The organism is Gracilibacillus timonensis, from assembly GCF_900086715.1.
In the GTDB taxonomy this organism is placed as follows: domain Bacteria; phylum Bacillota; class Bacilli; order Bacillales; family Amphibacillaceae; genus Gracilibacillus; species Gracilibacillus timonensis.
The window spans coordinates 1,930,958-1,946,874 of sequence record NZ_FLKH01000012.1; the positions used below are offsets into that span (position 1 = coordinate 1,930,958).

A 15,917-nucleotide genomic window follows, 5' to 3' on the forward strand; every position below is an offset into this window, starting at 1 on the left:
CGGGTGGTAGTAATTGATATTATCTTTATGTGTGTAGCTTCCTCACAATATGAGCCTACCGTTCAATATTTAGATGCCACAAGAGATGCCGTTGGTGAACTGAAACAGCAGCAAGAAAAGACGCAAGCCTATCAAAAACGAAAGAATAAGTGAGGGAAGGCTATGAAATATGTGATAGGAATCGATGGTGGCGGTACAAAAACAATAGCTGTGCTGGCCGATAAGGAAGGAACAGAGGTAGCTAGAGCTGTTGCGGGTGCTTCTAATCCCAATATTGTCACACCTGCTCAGTTAAAGCAGACGCTGCAGATCGTACTAAGTGACCTAAAACAATCGCACCTAGATGCTTATCAGCAGGTGACTGCTCTATATGCAGGAGTATCTGGTGCTGGTCATCCAGATGCGCAACAACAGATAAGAACCGTATTGATATCACTTGTGCCGGCTTCTATGCAGGTGACAGTAGATCATGATGCGTTGATCGCTTTATATGCAGGTACAGAGGGCAATCCCGGAATCGTACAAATATCAGGCACTGGCTCGATTACCTATGCAATTAATGAAACAGGAAAACGCCAGAGAGTAGGTGGTTGGGGGCATTTTATCGGGGAAAGGGGCAGTGGTTATCGTTTGGGACATGAGGCATTGAAGGCTGTTTTTGCTGTGCATGATCAAGTTGGTCCACCAACCTTGCTTTACGATATAGTCCGTCAACAATTTCAAATAAGTCATATACCAGATATGATTCCACTTATTTATCAGGCAACCAATCCGAAAGAAGAAATTGCAACGCTTGCCAAAACCGTTTTTCGCGCTGCAGAAGAGGCAGATCCCATTGCACAAGCAATCATCGACCGAAATGGAGCTTACATAGGCCAGAGCGTACTTCAACTAGCACAACAATTATTTGCCAATCATCCAAAAAATCAAGCGATCCCAGTTGTGCTGGCCGGCAGTATATTTAAGCGCTTCGATTTGTTGGAAGATGCCATAAGACAGGTAATAGATGGACATAAGCCAATGCTGGAACTGACAATACTAGAAGCAGCGCCTGTCTACGGGGCCGTTATGGCAGCATTAAATAATCGAGAGGGGGATACATCGTGCGATTGATAGCGATAGATCAAGAGCGGATGACCGATATGCTCACACTATGGAATGATAACCTACCTGCTTTTCCAATGAGACAATCCTTATTTCAACAAAATAGTTTGGATGATCAGAATATTAGTTTTCAAGCTTCCAGGTTGGCAGTCAATGAAGAAAATTGTGTGATCGGAATGGTGATCGCAAAGTATTGGCAGGAAAAGCTGGATGTCGCGATGCCAAAAGATACCGGCTGGATTCAAGTATTATTGGTGGATCAGGAGTACCGTCAACAAGGTATAGGTGGCAAATTGTTAGCGCATGCAGAAGAGCGTTTGCAGGCAACCGGTATACAGCAGATATTGTTAGGAAGAGATCCCTATCATTATTTTCCGGGCATTCCTGCTGAAGATCAGCAAACGATCAAGTGGTTCGAGAAAGCAGGTTATATCGGTCAAGGTGAGGAATATGATTTGCTTCAATCCTATTCGGATGACTGGAAAGTGCAGGCTTTTGACAAGTCACGAGAAGAGATGTCGTTTCAATTATTAGAACGATCAGATAAGCAGGCCTTTCTCGACTTTTTACATCGATGCTTCCCAGGACGTTGGGAATATGAGGCGATGCATTATTTTGAAAAGGGTGGTACTGGAAGAGAGTTTGTCATTCTAAAAAAAGCAGATCAGATCATCGGTTTTTGCCGTGTAAATGATGCGCAATCTCCGTATATTGCACAAAATGTCTACTGGGACCCATTGTTTGACCAAGAACTAGGAGGCGTTGGTCCCTTAGGTGTGGACGCAAAGGAAAGAGGTCAAGGCTTCGGACTGGCCATTGTCGAAGCAGGTATTCAAGCTTTACGAAATCGAGGCATTGATCATATTGTTATTGATTGGACAGGGCTGGTTTCTTTTTATCAAAAGTTAGGATATCAGCCATGGAAGAAATATGTTTCTTATAAAAAGGTTAACGAGTAGGGAAACATGATAAAGGGTGGGACATGTATATGGTAGTTTCTCATTATGCTATTGGTTTAATGTCTGGAACATCGTTAGACGGAATAGACGCAGCTTTGGTAAAAATAACAGAGATGGACGGATCCCTGCGAGTGGAACAAGTCGGATATCAGTCGACCAACTATAGGGAGGATGTGAAGGGCGAACTTTTACAGCTTTGTCATCCGGATAGTGCTACAATAGAACGCATCTCCAGCATGAATATGTATCTTGGCGAATTATTTGCTGATGCGGCTATTAGCTTGATCCAATCAGAGGGTTTGAACAAGAAAGAGGTAAGCTTGATAGGTTCACACGGTCAAACGATTTATCATGAACCGAATGTAACAGACAAGGTGCCTTGTCATGTGCCTTCCACTTTACAAATTGGAGATATTGGTGTGGTAGCGGAAAAGACAGGGATTACCACGGTCGGTGATTTTAGAACCAGAGATATCGCAGCTGGCGGGCAAGGGGCGCCATTAGTCCCTTATGTGGATTATATGCTTTATGCTAGTTCGACAGTAACCAGAGTACTCTTAAATATAGGCGGCATTGCCAACATCACCTTCCTGCCAAAAGGTGCGACGCAAGAACAAGTATTGGCCTATGATACCGGTCCTGGAAATATGCTGATAGACGCCTTTACCAAACGAGTCACCAACCATGTACAAACCTATGATAAAGGCGGCAGGCTTGCGGCTACTGGTAAGGTCGAGCCATCTTGGTTAGCAACATTATTGGAACATGATTATTATCAGCAATCAATACCAAAGACAACAGGGCGTGAAGACTTTGGCGAAGCGTACGCAGATAAACTATGGGAAAAAGGACAACAACGAGGGATTCGTGAAATCGATCGTTTAGCTACGATTACTGAACTAACCGCTGTCACAATCATGGAGGCAGTCAAGAAACATGACGAAGTAGATGAGGTTATTGTAAGTGGAGGAGGCGTCCATAATCAAACGTTAATGAAACAACTAGCCAACCTTGCCGACCCGATACAGGTGCACGCTGTTAAGGATGAACAAGTCAGTGCCGACTCTAAGGAAGCCGTCGCTTTTGCTATCTTAGGTTATCAATGTTTACATAAAAGATGTAATACGATCCCAACAGCTACTGGTGCAGCACATGGGGTGGTGATGGGGAAGGTGGCTTGGTAGATAGCCTCAGAAAAGTAAATAAGAATTAAAAGAACCTACATCGATTTTACTTATACGTCGGTGTAGGTTTAGTTTTGATTTATTCCAGACCCAAATGACAAATTGAAAAATTCGACTAACTTAACTCTTTATTTAATTTTGTCGCTAGATCGATGAGCTCTGTCGGCTTGCTAATTGTATAATCTGGTACCTCGTCCTTCTCCTGCGGCTGTTTATCATAACGTGTCGTCCAGGTTAAATGTACAGATGTTATTCCTAGTCTATTAGCTCCTGCTATATCTCTCTTTAAATTATTCCCTACCATAATAATTCTCGGGATATCTTTTTCCATTAAATCTAACGCTCCTATCGCGGCTTTAAACATTCTAGCGCTCGGCTTTAATGCTTTTACGTTCTCGGAATAAATCATAGACGTAAAATAATCGTATAACTTATGGTCTAACATCATGTTTTTAAAAGATTGGGCATTACCATCAGCTACCATACATAATGTAAAGCCTTCCTCAGCTAACTTCTTTACCGTGTCGCCAGCACCAGGTATTAATTCAGCTTTTATGACAATACCATCATTATTACGAATTTCTGTACCTTCGTCAATAAGAGTATCTCCACAATCTAAAAAAATAATTAGTTTCTTTTTTTGGTTATTCATTTGTGGCATCTTCTATTCTCGCCCCTTTGAGTTTTAATTCATTTGCATAATGACAAGCTGAAAAATGTTCTTGATCTTCACCTATTTGCGCTAAATTTGGAATATCTATAGTGCATTTATCTGTCTTATATGGACACCTTGGATGAAATTCACAGCCTGATGGAGGATTTGCAGGATTTGGTACTTCTCCTTCAAGAATTATTCTTTCCTTCTCAACGTTAGGATCTGGGATTGGTACTGCCGACAACAATGCCTCTGTATAAGGATGTTTTGGATGATTAAAAATTTCCTCTACGGACGCCATTTCTACTATTTTTCCTAAATGCATTACCACAACTTTATCCGAAATCGTTTGAACTACTGATAGGTCATGAGAGATAAAAATATAGGTGATTCCAAATTCTTTTTGCAAATCAATTAACAAATTAATAATTTGAGCTTGAATCGATACATCTAATGCTGAGACTGCTTCATCACAAACAATGACTTTAGGTTGTGTGATCAGTGCCCTTGCAATTGCAATCCGTTGTCTTTGTCCACCAGAAAAAGCATGAGGATAACGTTTTAAATAATTAACATTCAATCCAACTTTCTCTGCGATGTTTGCCACTTTTTCATTTGCTTCATTCTTAGTTAAATTAAAATTTGTAATGAGCGGTTCAGCAATAATATCGTATACACTCATTCTAGGGCTGAGTGACGAGTAAGGGTCTTGAAAAATCATTTGAATATCTTTTCTATATTTTTTATACTCTTCCCGATTCATATTCAAATAATCCACTTTTTCATTCTTTTCTGCATGGTAGTTTACCACTCCTGAAGTTGCATCTATACCTTTGACTATACATCTACCTAAGGTAGTTTTACCACAACCCGATTCTCCAACAATACTTAATGTTTCTCCCTCGTATAAATCAAAGGATATATCTTTTAAGACTTTTATTGGCTTAGGTCTGCTGAATAATTTTGTGGATTTTGCTTTAAATTCTTTATCTATATTTTTCACATTAAGGATCTCTTTAGCCATCGTGATCCTCCTTTGTTTCAGGTTTATAAAGAAAACATCTTGTTTCGTGGTCGGAACTAACTTGATAATTAGGAACGCTTTGCGCATCACACAGCCCTTCAATACGATGAATACATCGGTCATAGAAGCCACACTTATTTCTCATGTTAATGGCTAGTGGGACAGTTCCTTCAATAGATGTTAACCTTTGATTTTTATTTCCTCCCAGTCGAGGCATTGATTTAATTAATCCAATGGTGTAGGGATGTTTGGGATTGTTGAATATTTCTTTTACTGGTGCCTTTTCCACGATTTTACCTAAATACATTACCGCAACTTCATCACACATTTCTGCGATGACGCCCAAATCATGCGTTACGAGGAGAATCGCCATCTCAAATTCTTTTTGTAACTCTTTCATTAATTCCATTACTTGGGCTTGAATGGTCACATCTAGAGCAGTAGTGGGTTCATCGGCTATTAATAATTCCGGATTACAAGCTAACGCCATAGCAATCATTACTCGTTGTCTCATACCTCCAGAAAATTCATGTGGATATTGATTGAATCTTTTTTCTTCATTGGATATACCCACTTTTCGTAGCATATCCAACGCTATTTCTTTAGCCTTCTTTTTATTCTTTGTTCGATGTATTAAAATATTTTCCATTATTTGATTACCAATAGTATATAATGGTGATAAAGCTGTCATAGGTTCTTGAAAAATCATCGAAACTCGCTTTCCTCTTATATTTCGTATTTTTTTTCCGGTTGATTTTAAACTTAAGATGTCAATATTATTTAAAGATTTATCTTTTTTTGATTTATATAAAATTTTCCCAGTAGTTTCACATACTTTCGGGTTTAATTGCATAATAGATCGGCTTGTTAAACTTTTTCCACAACCTGATTCTCCAACTAGTCCTAAAGTTTTCCCTTTTTTCAATTGAAAATCTACCCCATCTACTGCGTTTAATTCATAATCATCTTGTTGAATGGTTATTTTCAGATCCTCTACAGACAGCAGTGGAGAATGGTTGTCTTCTTTGACCACTTTTTCTTTTACATCCATACTATCCCTCGCTTAATCATTATTTGTTTCAACTTAACATTACTTTTTATAAGGGTCTGCTGCATCTCGTAATCCGTCACCAAAAAAATTAAAGCATAGAACGGATAAGATAACAAAAAACAATGGGATTAGTTTCCATGGGTACAATGCTACGTTATTAATTTCTTGCGCTTCTTGTAGTAAAACTCCCCAACTGGTTGCTGGTGAGCGAATGCCTAATCCTAAAAAGCTCATAGCTGTTTCTGCTAAAATCATGGCGGGAATGGCTAAGGTAATAGCTACTATTAGGTAACTAAATATTCCAGGAAGTAAGTGTTTTATAATTATTTTTGAATTTTTCACACCTGCAATTTTTGCTGCCAACACATATTCTTCATTTTTTAACGACATGAATTGACCTCGAACAACTCTGGCTAAACCTGTCCATTCAATAAAAGCTATGATAATAACAATATATAGATACATTTGAACCACTGGAATATCAGGTGGAATAGCTGCTGACAGTGCCATCCATAATGGTAATGTGGGGAATGATCGAAAGATTTCTATAACTCTTTGAATAATCACATCCACCCATTTTCCAAAGTAACCTGAAATACCACCTATGATGAAGCCTAGAATGAGACTTATAGCCACCCCTACTAAAGGAATACTTAAGGATACTTGGCTGCCTAATATTAAACGAGAAAACAGATCCCTTCCCATACCGTCTGTCCCTAGTATGAAGATTTGCCCAGGTTCTTCTACACCAAATAAATGAATATCACTTTTAATCAGACCAAATAGTTTATACTCAGGGCCTTCAACAAAAAAATGAATGGGATATTTAGTGCTTTTATCTTGGATAAAGTTCTTTCTTAATGTTTCTGGATCGCGTTCTGAGGTTAAACCATATACAAATGGCCTTAAATGAAAATTACCTTCCTCATCAAAGAAATGAATAGACATTGGTGGAGCGTTTGAATAATCACTATCATATTGCTGTGTACCTTGAGGTGCAAGAAAACCCGCGAATATAGCCCCTACATAAAATAAAGCTAATAAAAGGAGACTAATTCTAGCGAGTTTATGTTTTCTTAATTTTTTCCAAATTAGATTCCATTGAGAGCTATAATATTCTTTATTCTTCTTCTTTTCTACAACAAATTCATGGGCCTCATTGTTTTTGTGTTGGTTTATCCTTTTTCTTAATTTATTAAAAAAATTGGATTTTCTCATAGATCACAGTCCTTTAATTTCAGTTCGAATCTTAGGATCTAACCAAGCTAATAGGATGTCCGATATTAACGTGCCAAGTACTGTCAGTACTGCCATGAATAATAACCACGTACCAGCTAAGTACATATCCTGACCGAGTAAAGCATTGTACATTACTGGTCCTTGAATAGGTAAATTTAATACAATAGCTGTAATCGTGGATCCAGTAAATATATTTGATAAAGTCCATCCAAACGTACTTACTACAGGATTTAAGGCAGCTCTTGTGGGATATTTCAATAATATTTTTCTTTCTGAAACTCCTTTTGATCTTGCTGTTACCACATTAGGTTTGTTTAACTCATCTAACATTTGCCCTCTCATTACTCTGGTCAATTCCGCAGTGCTGGCAGTACCGATAACGATTATTGGTATGATCATATGTTTCATTAAATCTTGGATTTTTTCCCAAGTCCAAGGGGCATTCTCATATTCGCTGGAAAAAAGACCTAGTAGAGGGTCGCCGAAATTGACATATGAATAATACATCAATATTATTGCAAATAAAAAGTTAGGCGTAGCCATACCAATAAAACTAATCGCAGAGAATAAATAATCAGACAAAGAATATTGTTTTACCGCTGTATAAATACCAATAGGAATGGCTACTAGGTAAGTAAAAGCCATCGTTGTAAGCGATACGATTAATGTGAGAGCCATGTATCTATCAATTACACTAGTAACTGGTTCGTTATAATTAAATGAATGTCCAAAATCAAAATGAAGAAGAATATCTTTCATCCACAAAAAGTATTGAACTACCCAATGTTTATCTAGACCTAAGTCTGCTCTCATTGTTTCTATTTCAGCCTGTGTCATATTTTCTCCCTGAGCAGACATTTGCGCTGCATAATGTGTTACATAATCACCAGGTGGTAATTGAATAACAAAGAAAACGATCATGGATACACAAATCAACACTGGTATTACTAAAAGTACTCTTCTAATAATATATTGAAACATAATGCAACCTATCCTTTTATAAGTGATTTTAGATAAGTGAAGAGTGACTTCCTCACTTATCTATTTGGAAGTATCATTCTGAGAAATAAAATTGTGCTGGATGACCGTGCCCCAGATCTCTAAATTCATCAGCAAACATTCTTTGTTCAGGTACATTGTGTAACTTATTTGTTGCCACTATTAAATGCGGTGTAGGACCCGAATAGCCAAGAATCCACTGGTTTTTCATATGCAACTTGTATATTTCATCTGCCCATTCACTTGCTTCTTCCTCGCTAGTAGAGGCTATTATGTTATCCCAATATTCTAGTAATTTAGCAACATCACCTTCTGGTTTTGTCCCTTTTTCTCCGTCACTCTCTCGATATAAACCATAATCGCCTTGCCAGGGAACAAGCACACGTAGGGGAATTAGCACTTCTGGACGTAAGGCTACATTAACTACCATTGGATTTTCAGTAGTCGCATCTACTTGGTTGCTATATTTTCTATCTTGGAAAGTGCCTTCATCTACATAATTCAGGTTCACTTTAATTCCAATATTTTCATAGGCATCTTTAATTAATTCAAGAAATTCAGAATTATCTTGATTTGGTTCCATGATGGTTATCGTGACCACAGATCCATCGTCATAAAGTCTGAATCCGTTGTTATTTCGTTCTGTAATTCCAATCTCGTCTAAAAGTTGTTCTGCTTTTTCCGTGTCGTATTCAGCCCATTGTTGTTCCCAACCTTCTTGGTAACCTACCACACCCTCTGGTACTGCTGCTTGATTAGGTTCTGCAATTCCATTTGTTGCAATTTCTGAGATTTGTCCTCTATCCACTGCGAAGGATAAAGCTTCTCTAAATTTTATGTCTTGCACTAATTCTCTGAGGTTGTCATCTTGTGTTGTTTGATTTAGTTGAATAGTAGTGCTAGATAAACCAACAGTAGGCCATGTCAAAACACGGTAGTCTCCCTGTTGCTCATTTTCTTTTAATACGGTGAAATTTCCTATTTCAAAGGTGCCAATGTTGATGTCTCCACCTAATACTCCAAGCACAGCTTGACTAGGATCTTGTATCTTTGATGCAATGAAGTTATCAACATATGGTAATTGTTTTCCTTCCGGATCTATTTTCCAATAATAAGGATTTCGCTTCATGATAAACTCTTCACTATGAGGATCGTTACTTGCCACCCAAGGGCGCAGGGTAGGTATTTCCTCATTCATCCAATAATAATACCCTGTTTCTGATAATAATGATTTCACATCAGAGTATCCCCAGTTTTTTGCAATCGTTTCTGCTTCCTCTTCCCCAACAAATTCCGGTAGAATAGTCTTGTGGAAATGTTCTGGCGCAAAAAACCACTTGTTATCGATTGCCAGACGTTTTAGAAAATTTGGACTTGGAAACGAGTGTGTAACCTTAAATGTATAATCATCCTCTTTAGTCACCTCAGCTATGTGTCTTTCACCTGATTCAGGATCAACTGTGTAGTAGGCATCGTACACTGATTTACCGAAAGTTTCTTTTTTTAGCATGTGCTCCCAATAAAATATGACATCATCTGTAGTGAAAGGTTCTCCATCTGACCACTTCATTCCTTCACGTAAATAAATGGTGTACTCGGTGGCATCGTCATTAACGTCGTAACCTTTTGCTACATTTGGTTCAATGTCATCACCTTCTTCATTAAAGCGAAAAAGCGCTTCCTCAGTAGGTTTACCAACTGTCCATTTAGAATCGGCTCCCTCCCACGATGTGATAAGGTCTCCTCCATATTGTCCAATACTTTCTTCAATAGGCTCTATCATGATATCCCCTTTTTTTGGCAGCCTCTCTTCAACCTTAGGTAATTCACCTGATTCCACAAGTTCAGACAACTCCGGAGCTTCTGCAAAATCTTGTATTTCCTCAACTGTTATCGAGTTAAGTTCAAGAATATTACTGTCTATATTTTCTTCTGCAGAATTACCAACGTTGTTTTCGCTGGTTACTTCTCCTGTAGAGTTATTAAAACATGCTGTCAAAAATAAAGATAACAATAAAAACATACCAACTAAGCCAGTTTTCCTCACTTATTTTCCCTCCCCTTTGAACTTAATAAATGCAAGTTGAAATATATAATGACCACCTTCACCTCCCTTTAAGAATGCGCTTATTGAAAAACTCCAGAAAAAATATAATTAAAGAATTAAACAAGAAAATGTATTATTATTTTAAGTTATGAATACATGTTGAGGATTAGAAGGGGAAATATTGATTAACTCTATTAATTGTTTAAAAATACTTACTTCACAATTTTATCAATTGAAAGGCATGCATATAGGTTATAAATACGGTAAAGATCGACAAGACGATATAACACAGTTAGACCATAAAAGATAAATTGCATAGGGTAAAAATAAAATCTGATATACAGTAACACTGCATGTTCACATGAACAAAAAATGAGAAAGTGATTGAGTTCACTGTCACTGAACAGCATTAATCGCAGAAAGCACGCTACACCCAAAAACAAATAAATATAATTGTAAAAAAAACTCTTGCTATTACAAAAATTATATAGTATGATATCTGTAATCGTTTACTGATTCTTTATTTGATTCCTGCCATGAAGATATTGTCTATTTATTATCTGTTGAATAGGTATTACCTATAATAAATAGAGTTTTTTTAATAAAAATGTGAGAACGATTACACATTTAAGTTAGTTTTTTATTCCAATGTAAAGGAAGTAGATATCATTGAGTATTTTAGTGATCGGAAGTTTTATGATGGATCTAGTGGTCAGGGCGCCGAGAGCACCAGAAAACGGGGAAACGGTCATCGGTGATAGCTTTGCAAGATATCCGGGTGGAAAAGGGGCAAATCAGGCTGTAACTGTTTCGCGTCTAGGCGAAAAAGTCACGATGATTGGCAAACTAGGTGTAGATGAATTTGGCCATGAGGCAATTAGAACGCTACAAGAAGAAGGTGTCAATACGGATTATATGCTAAGAGACCCTATCCATCCTACAGGGGTTGGTTCTGTCACAGTAGATCAACATGGTGATAATCGTATCATTGTTGTCCCTGGCGCTAATACGACATACCGTCCTGATGAATTGGACGAAGTTACTGATTTAATCCAGGAGGCGGATATGATCATTTTGCAATTAGAAATGAACATGGACCTCATCGAAAAAGCTGTTAATTGGGCATATTTATATCAAACGCCTGTTATTTTAAATCCTGCTCCAGCTGCAAAGCTGAGTGATGCCTTGTTAAGGAAAATCACATATCTTACCCCTAATGAATCAGAGGCGGAGATCCTAACTGGCATATCTGTAAAAAATTTAAAGGATGCCGAACAAGCAGGGCGTTTTCTATTGAATAAAGGAGTAGCCAATGTGATTATCACACTAGCAGATAAGGGTGCTGTAGTCGTCAATAAAAATGGAGTCGCTCATATTCCTGCTTTTTATGTAGAATCTTTAGACTCTGTGGCTGCTGGTGACGCTTTTAACGGGGCATTAGCAGTAGGCTTGGCTAGAAAAAAACCATTAGAGGAGGTCGTTAGATATGCGAATGCGGTAGGGGCATTGACTGTTACAAAATCAGGAGCTATACCTTCGTTGCCATATAACCATATGGTAGAAGCATTTATAACTCAAAAGGAAAGCGTTTGATGAAAGGAGGTGCTATCAAAAAAACAATGATTTTTAAAAGTTAATAAATGGTTAGAGATTAAAACTAGGAAATAATCGATCAACGAACATTGAACATTGAAAAAAACCGCATTTTATATTATTATAGCTGTAATCGATTACAGAAAAAGGCGGTTTATCATGAAAAAAAATATAACAATCAAAGACATTGCAAAGGAAGCAGGAGTATCCACTGCAACGGTGTCCAGAGTATTAAGCAACAGGGGTTATGCAAGTGATGATAACCGAAAAAAGGTTCTAAAAGTAGCCAAGCAACTGAACTATCGTCAAAACAGTATAGCCAAAAGCCTCAAGATGCATAAAACAAATCTTATTGGTGTGATTATACCAGATATCTCCAACCCTTATTTTATGAAAATATCGAAAGGGATGGAGGATGTCGTACAAGAAAAAGGCTATAATCTTTTATTTATGAGTGGTGATGAAAATCCCCATAAAGAAGAAAAACAGTTAAAGCTGTTATTAGAACATCGTGTAGACACGATTGTTATAGCTACCTCTGGCAGGAATGAGCAGTTAATCAGCAGTATCCATGAAAACAATGTACCCGTTATTTTGATAGATAGAAGACTAGAAACCGGTAATGAAAAGATGGATTTTGTTGTAGAGAATAACTTCGAAGGAGCTTATCAATTAACCAGCTATCTGATACAGCAAAAGCATAAACGGATTGGGGTGGTAAATGGTTCGTTGAATGTAAGTACTGGTGCGGAACGTTTTTCAGGGTATAAGAAAGCAATGGAAGACTATGCGATGACACAACATGATGAATTAATTTTTAATGGAGACTTTAGTGTGGAAGACGGTAGAAGTGCGGTAGATTACTTTATGAACTTGCAGCAAAGGCCAACCGCTATCTTGTCTTTTAATAACACCATGTCTACCGGCGTGATTCTTCAATTGGATAAGTTACATTTAAAAATACCTGAAGATATGTTTTTAGCTTCATATGGCGAAACAGAAGTAGCACAGTTGATCAATCCAGAAGGGAAAATTAGTGTGAAACAGTCCCCCTACGAGATGGGCATAGAAGTTGGAAACATTATATTGGACCGGTTAGTGCTGCATGTCAACGGTCCTACGCAGGAAGTATTTAATCCGAAGCTGGAAAAATAACGTCAATTGGAAAGGAGGATTGTATGTCTAATTTAGATTTTATCCGAAAGGCAATTGCTATAGAAGCTCGTGCCATCGAAATCTTGTTGGAACAGGTGGGGCAGGATTATGAACCTGTTATCGATGTATTAAAGAACTGTAAAGGAAAGGTGGTAATCACAGGGGTAGGTAAGTCAGGACATATTGGTAAAAAGATGGCTGCTTCCTTTGCAAGTACAGGAACTCCGGCATTTTTTGTGCACAGTACAGAAGGGGTGCATGGCGATTTGGGAATGATTGAAGAGGATGATGTGGTGCTCTTGATTTCCAATAGTGGAGAGACTTCGGAAGTGTTAAGCCTATTACCATCTTTAGAGAAAATAGGAGCAGAAAAAATAGCCATTACTTCTAACGCATCATCGACATTAGCAATGGCCTGCGAATATGCACTTACTTATCAATATGAGCAAGAAGCGGATCATATTGGGGTAGCACCTACCACCAGCTCTACTATTGTATTAGTAATCGGTGACGCCCTTGCGGTAGCACTCTGTGAGATGAGAAGGTTTACCAAAGAGGATTTTCATTTATATCATCCGGGTGGTAGTCTAGGCAAACAATTATCACAATCATGAAGGAGGTTAACGAATGACATTCTTGGGAACGTCGATGAGGGATTTATATCGCGAACGTGATGCGAAACGAAAGAGGGCATCAAGCTATGATACAACCGGTGGCAATCGTGATTACTTTGCGATTCACCCTGGTGAAAAAGTAGATATCTGTGAATTAACAGGTGCTGGATGTATCACGCACATCTGGATGACGATGGCGCCTTTACATGATGACATCGAAGCATTTTTACATCGAAAAGTGGTAATTAGAATGTATTGGGATGGGGAAACAAGTCCGAGTGTGCAGGCGCCAATTGGTGATTTCTTTGGCATGGGGCATGGTATTACAAAAAACTTTTGGTCGGCCCCTTTACAAATGAGTCCGGAAGATGGACGTTCGTTAAATTGCTTTTTTTCCATGCCATTTGCTAATAATGCGAGAATAGAAATCGAAAGCAATGCAGATGCACCGATCAAGTTTTATTTCTATGTAGATTATGAACAGTACCAGGAAATAGATAGTGACTTAAGATTCCATGCCCTTTGGCGTCGGGAACGAACGCAGGGAGTTGATGAAAACATATCGAATGCCTTGTACAGTTTTGGTGGTAAAAACACCACTGGAGAACAGAATTATGTATTATTAGATACTATAGGAAAAGGGCACTATGTTGGCTGTAACTTAAATATTCATAACCTGCGTTTTACACAAGAATGGAACTGGTATGGGGAAGGAGATGATATGATTTTTATAGATGGAGAGCCATGGCCGCCATCTTTGCACGGAACAGGCATGGAAGACTATTTTAATACGGCATGGTGTCCTCAGCAGGAACAAAACACGCCTTATCACGGTATTATTTTAGGTGGAGGGCCTAACTGGTCTGGCAAGATTTCGGCTTATCGATATCATATACAAGATCCGATTATGTTTGATCAATCGATTAAAGTAACGATTGAACATGGACACAATAACAACAGAAGTGATGATTATGCCAGTACGGCCTATTGGTATCAAACCAAACCAGGTTGTGATTTTGCCCCTATTTTACCAGTAAAGAATCGTTTGCCGCTGCCTGATACCTTACCATTTAATCCAGAAGATATGAAGAAATGTTTTGATTATTAATAATGGTAATAAATGATCATTAAGAGAAATGTAAGGGTTTACTTTTAGGCTTCGATGCAATAAATAATAGAAAGGAATGGTAATATGAGTGAATTTAACGGATTAGGAATGGGTTTAGGCAATCTGTCTCGATTATCAAATGCTAAAACGAGATCCATCAGTGCCGAAAATATGGATGGCGCCAAAGGAAAAGGCGGAATGGCTACAGAAGGAACCGGTGCGAACTGTGCTCGTGATTTAGGGCAGGGTTGGAAAGTGTCACCATCGATTGATATCGACGCAAACAAAACGTATGTAATTGCCGAAATAGAAGGTCCAGGTGTTATTCAGCATATTTGGATGACATGCTTCCCTGCGCACTGGAGGTCTTTGATTATAAGGATGTATTGGGATGGGGCAGAGCATCCATCCGTAGAAGTACCATTCGGAGATTTCTTTTGCAATGGGTGGAATGAACGATGTAATGTAAATTCCATCCCTGTTGCCGTGAATCCAGCAGGTGGCATGAATGCATACTGGGAGATGCCTTTTAGGAAGTCAGCTAAGATTACTGTGGAGAACATAAGTGAGGATACATTCCCGCTCTATTATCAGATTGATTACAGTTTAACGACCATTCCAAACGATGTTGCCTATTTTCATGCACAGTGGCGCAGAAGCAACCCATTGCCTTATAAGGACGTGCATACGATTGTAGATGGTATCAAAGGAAAAGGGCACTATGTGGGTACGTATATGGCATGGCAAGTAAATAATAACGGCTGGTGGGGTGAAGGTGAAATAAAATTCTACATGGATGGAGACATGGATTACCCTACGATTTGTGGGACGGGCACAGAAGATTATTTTGGTGGTGCTTGGAATTTTGAGCAGCCGAAAGGAGAATATGGCACTTTTTCAACCGCGTATTTAGGTATGCCGCAAGTCATTAAACCAGATGGTCTCTACCAAGCGAATCAACGGTTTGGCATGTACAGATGGCATATCATGGATCCGATTCGTTTTGAAGAGGAGTTAAAAGTAACCATCCAAGCCCTCGGTTGGCGTTCAGGAGGCAGGTATTTACCATTGCAAGATGATATTGCCTCGGTGGCTTATTGGTATCAAAGTGATCCACATCAGCCATTTCCTGCACTGCCTGATAAGGATGGATTGGAGATTATTTAGGCACTGGCACCTATCGAT

At 38.6% G+C, this 15,917-nt stretch carries 15 protein-coding genes; 9 read left to right on the forward strand and 6 right to left on the reverse strand.

Annotated features, from left to right (window positions below; all coding sequences use genetic code 11):
* Nucleotides 1-3: 3 nt before the first annotated feature.
* Genes BN6556_RS22215 through BN6556_RS20290 form a run of 4 tightly spaced genes read left to right on the forward strand, consistent with a single transcriptional unit; the run spans nucleotide 4 to nucleotide 3,247 of the window.
* Complete coding sequence (locus tag BN6556_RS22215; RefSeq protein WP_161485731.1) at nucleotides 4-153, forward strand: hypothetical protein; 150 nt, start codon at nucleotides 4-6, stop codon at nucleotides 151-153.
* A gap of 9 nt (nucleotides 154-162) precedes the next feature.
* The gene (locus BN6556_RS20280) at nucleotides 163-1,113 is read left to right on the forward strand and encodes an N-acetylglucosamine kinase (protein WP_066195663.1); all 951 of its coding nucleotides are present in this window, start codon (nucleotides 163-165) and stop codon (nucleotides 1,111-1,113) included.
* On the forward strand, nucleotides 1,104-2,063 hold the full coding sequence (locus BN6556_RS20285) for a GNAT family N-acetyltransferase (RefSeq protein WP_235817559.1): 960 nt from the start codon (nucleotides 1,104-1,106) through the stop codon (nucleotides 2,061-2,063). The genes BN6556_RS20280 and BN6556_RS20285 overlap by 10 nt, the downstream gene beginning before the upstream one ends.
* A gap of 29 nt (nucleotides 2,064-2,092) precedes the next feature.
* Nucleotides 2,093-3,247: an anhydro-N-acetylmuramic acid kinase gene (locus tag BN6556_RS20290; RefSeq protein ID WP_066195666.1), complete on the forward strand. Its 1,155-nt coding sequence runs from the start codon at nucleotides 2,093-2,095 to the stop codon at nucleotides 3,245-3,247.
* Between the two features lie 115 nt (nucleotides 3,248-3,362).
* Here BN6556_RS20290 and BN6556_RS20295 read toward each other — a convergent pair whose 3' ends face one another.
* From BN6556_RS20295 to BN6556_RS20320, 6 genes are all read right to left on the reverse strand, one after another.
* Nucleotides 3,363-3,899, reverse strand: coding sequence for an HAD family hydrolase (locus tag BN6556_RS20295; RefSeq protein ID WP_066195668.1), 537 nt, complete (start codon nucleotides 3,897-3,899; stop codon nucleotides 3,363-3,365).
* The gene (locus BN6556_RS20300; RefSeq protein ID WP_066195670.1) at nucleotides 3,892-4,926 is read right to left on the reverse strand and encodes an ABC transporter ATP-binding protein; all 1,035 of its coding nucleotides are present in this window, start codon (nucleotides 4,924-4,926) and stop codon (nucleotides 3,892-3,894) included. Before BN6556_RS20300 ends, BN6556_RS20295 begins: the two co-directional genes overlap by 8 nt.
* Nucleotides 4,919-5,977, reverse strand: a complete 1,059-nt coding sequence (locus BN6556_RS20305) for an ABC transporter ATP-binding protein (RefSeq protein WP_066195672.1) — start codon at nucleotides 5,975-5,977, stop codon at nucleotides 4,919-4,921. Before BN6556_RS20305 ends, BN6556_RS20300 begins: the two co-directional genes overlap by 8 nt.
* Before the next feature lie 39 nt (nucleotides 5,978-6,016).
* Complete coding sequence (locus BN6556_RS20310; RefSeq protein WP_078060191.1) at nucleotides 6,017-7,195, reverse strand: ABC transporter permease; 1,179 nt, start codon at nucleotides 7,193-7,195, stop codon at nucleotides 6,017-6,019.
* Between the two features lie 3 nt (nucleotides 7,196-7,198).
* Nucleotides 7,199-8,197 carry an ABC transporter permease gene (locus tag BN6556_RS20315; protein ID WP_066195675.1) on the reverse strand — a complete coding sequence of 333 codons (999 nt, stop codon included), beginning with the start codon at nucleotides 8,195-8,197 and terminating at the stop codon, nucleotides 7,199-7,201.
* Nucleotides 8,198-8,270: 73 nt separating this feature from the next.
* Nucleotides 8,271-10,262, reverse strand: coding sequence for an ABC transporter substrate-binding protein (locus BN6556_RS20320; protein WP_066195677.1), 1,992 nt, complete (start codon nucleotides 10,260-10,262; stop codon nucleotides 8,271-8,273).
* Between the two features lie 669 nt (nucleotides 10,263-10,931).
* On the opposite strand from BN6556_RS20320, the gene rbsK reads away from it, so the two are divergent.
* The 5 genes from rbsK (at nucleotide 10,932) to BN6556_RS20345 (ending at nucleotide 15,899) form a co-directional block, all read left to right on the forward strand.
* Nucleotides 10,932-11,855 carry a ribokinase gene (gene rbsK, locus BN6556_RS20325; RefSeq protein ID WP_078060192.1) on the forward strand — a complete coding sequence of 308 codons (924 nt, stop codon included), beginning with the start codon at nucleotides 10,932-10,934 and terminating at the stop codon, nucleotides 11,853-11,855.
* Nucleotides 11,856-12,014: 159 nt separating this feature from the next.
* Nucleotides 12,015-13,010: a LacI family DNA-binding transcriptional regulator gene (locus BN6556_RS20330; protein WP_066195680.1), complete on the forward strand. Its 996-nt coding sequence runs from the start codon at nucleotides 12,015-12,017 to the stop codon at nucleotides 13,008-13,010.
* A 23-nt stretch (nucleotides 13,011-13,033) separates the two neighbouring features.
* Complete coding sequence (locus BN6556_RS20335; RefSeq protein WP_066195683.1) at nucleotides 13,034-13,624, forward strand: KpsF/GutQ family sugar-phosphate isomerase; 591 nt, start codon at nucleotides 13,034-13,036, stop codon at nucleotides 13,622-13,624.
* 13 nt (nucleotides 13,625-13,637) lie between these two features.
* The gene (locus BN6556_RS20340) at nucleotides 13,638-14,732 is read left to right on the forward strand and encodes a glycoside hydrolase family 172 protein (protein WP_066195688.1); all 1,095 of its coding nucleotides are present in this window, start codon (nucleotides 13,638-13,640) and stop codon (nucleotides 14,730-14,732) included.
* A gap of 84 nt (nucleotides 14,733-14,816) precedes the next feature.
* Nucleotides 14,817-15,899 (forward strand): glycoside hydrolase family 172 protein, encoded by a 1,083-nt coding sequence (locus tag BN6556_RS20345; protein ID WP_066195691.1) that lies wholly within the window; start codon nucleotides 14,817-14,819, stop codon nucleotides 15,897-15,899.
* The last annotated feature ends 18 nt before the right edge of the window (nucleotides 15,900-15,917 follow it).

What these genes read in the sequence shown, in the direction of transcription:
- BN6556_RS20280 (WP_066195663.1), top strand. Translation starts at nt 163, where the DNA reads ATGAAATATGTGATAGGAATCGATGGTGGCGGTACAAAAACAATAGCT.
- BN6556_RS20290 (WP_066195666.1), top strand. Translation starts at nt 2,093, where the DNA reads ATGGTAGTTTCTCATTATGCTATTGGTTTAATGTCTGGAACATCGTTA.
- BN6556_RS20295 (WP_066195668.1), bottom strand. Translation starts at nt 3,899, where the DNA reads ATGAATAACCAAAAAAAGAAACTAATTATTTTTTTAGATTGTGGAGAT.
- BN6556_RS20300 (WP_066195670.1), bottom strand. Translation starts at nt 4,926, where the DNA reads ATGGCTAAAGAGATCCTTAATGTGAAAAATATAGATAAAGAATTTAAA.
- BN6556_RS20305 (WP_066195672.1), bottom strand. Translation starts at nt 5,977, where the DNA reads ATGGATGTAAAAGAAAAAGTGGTCAAAGAAGACAACCATTCTCCACTG.
- BN6556_RS20310 (WP_078060191.1), bottom strand. Translation starts at nt 7,195, where the DNA reads ATGAGAAAATCCAATTTTTTTAATAAATTAAGAAAAAGGATAAACCAA.
- BN6556_RS20315 (WP_066195675.1), bottom strand. Translation starts at nt 8,197, where the DNA reads ATGTTTCAATATATTATTAGAAGAGTACTTTTAGTAATACCAGTGTTG.
- BN6556_RS20330 (WP_066195680.1), top strand. Translation starts at nt 12,015, where the DNA reads ATGAAAAAAAATATAACAATCAAAGACATTGCAAAGGAAGCAGGAGTA.
- BN6556_RS20335 (WP_066195683.1), top strand. Translation starts at nt 13,034, where the DNA reads ATGTCTAATTTAGATTTTATCCGAAAGGCAATTGCTATAGAAGCTCGT.
- BN6556_RS20340 (WP_066195688.1), top strand. Translation starts at nt 13,638, where the DNA reads ATGACATTCTTGGGAACGTCGATGAGGGATTTATATCGCGAACGTGAT.
- BN6556_RS20345 (WP_066195691.1), top strand. Translation starts at nt 14,817, where the DNA reads ATGAGTGAATTTAACGGATTAGGAATGGGTTTAGGCAATCTGTCTCGA.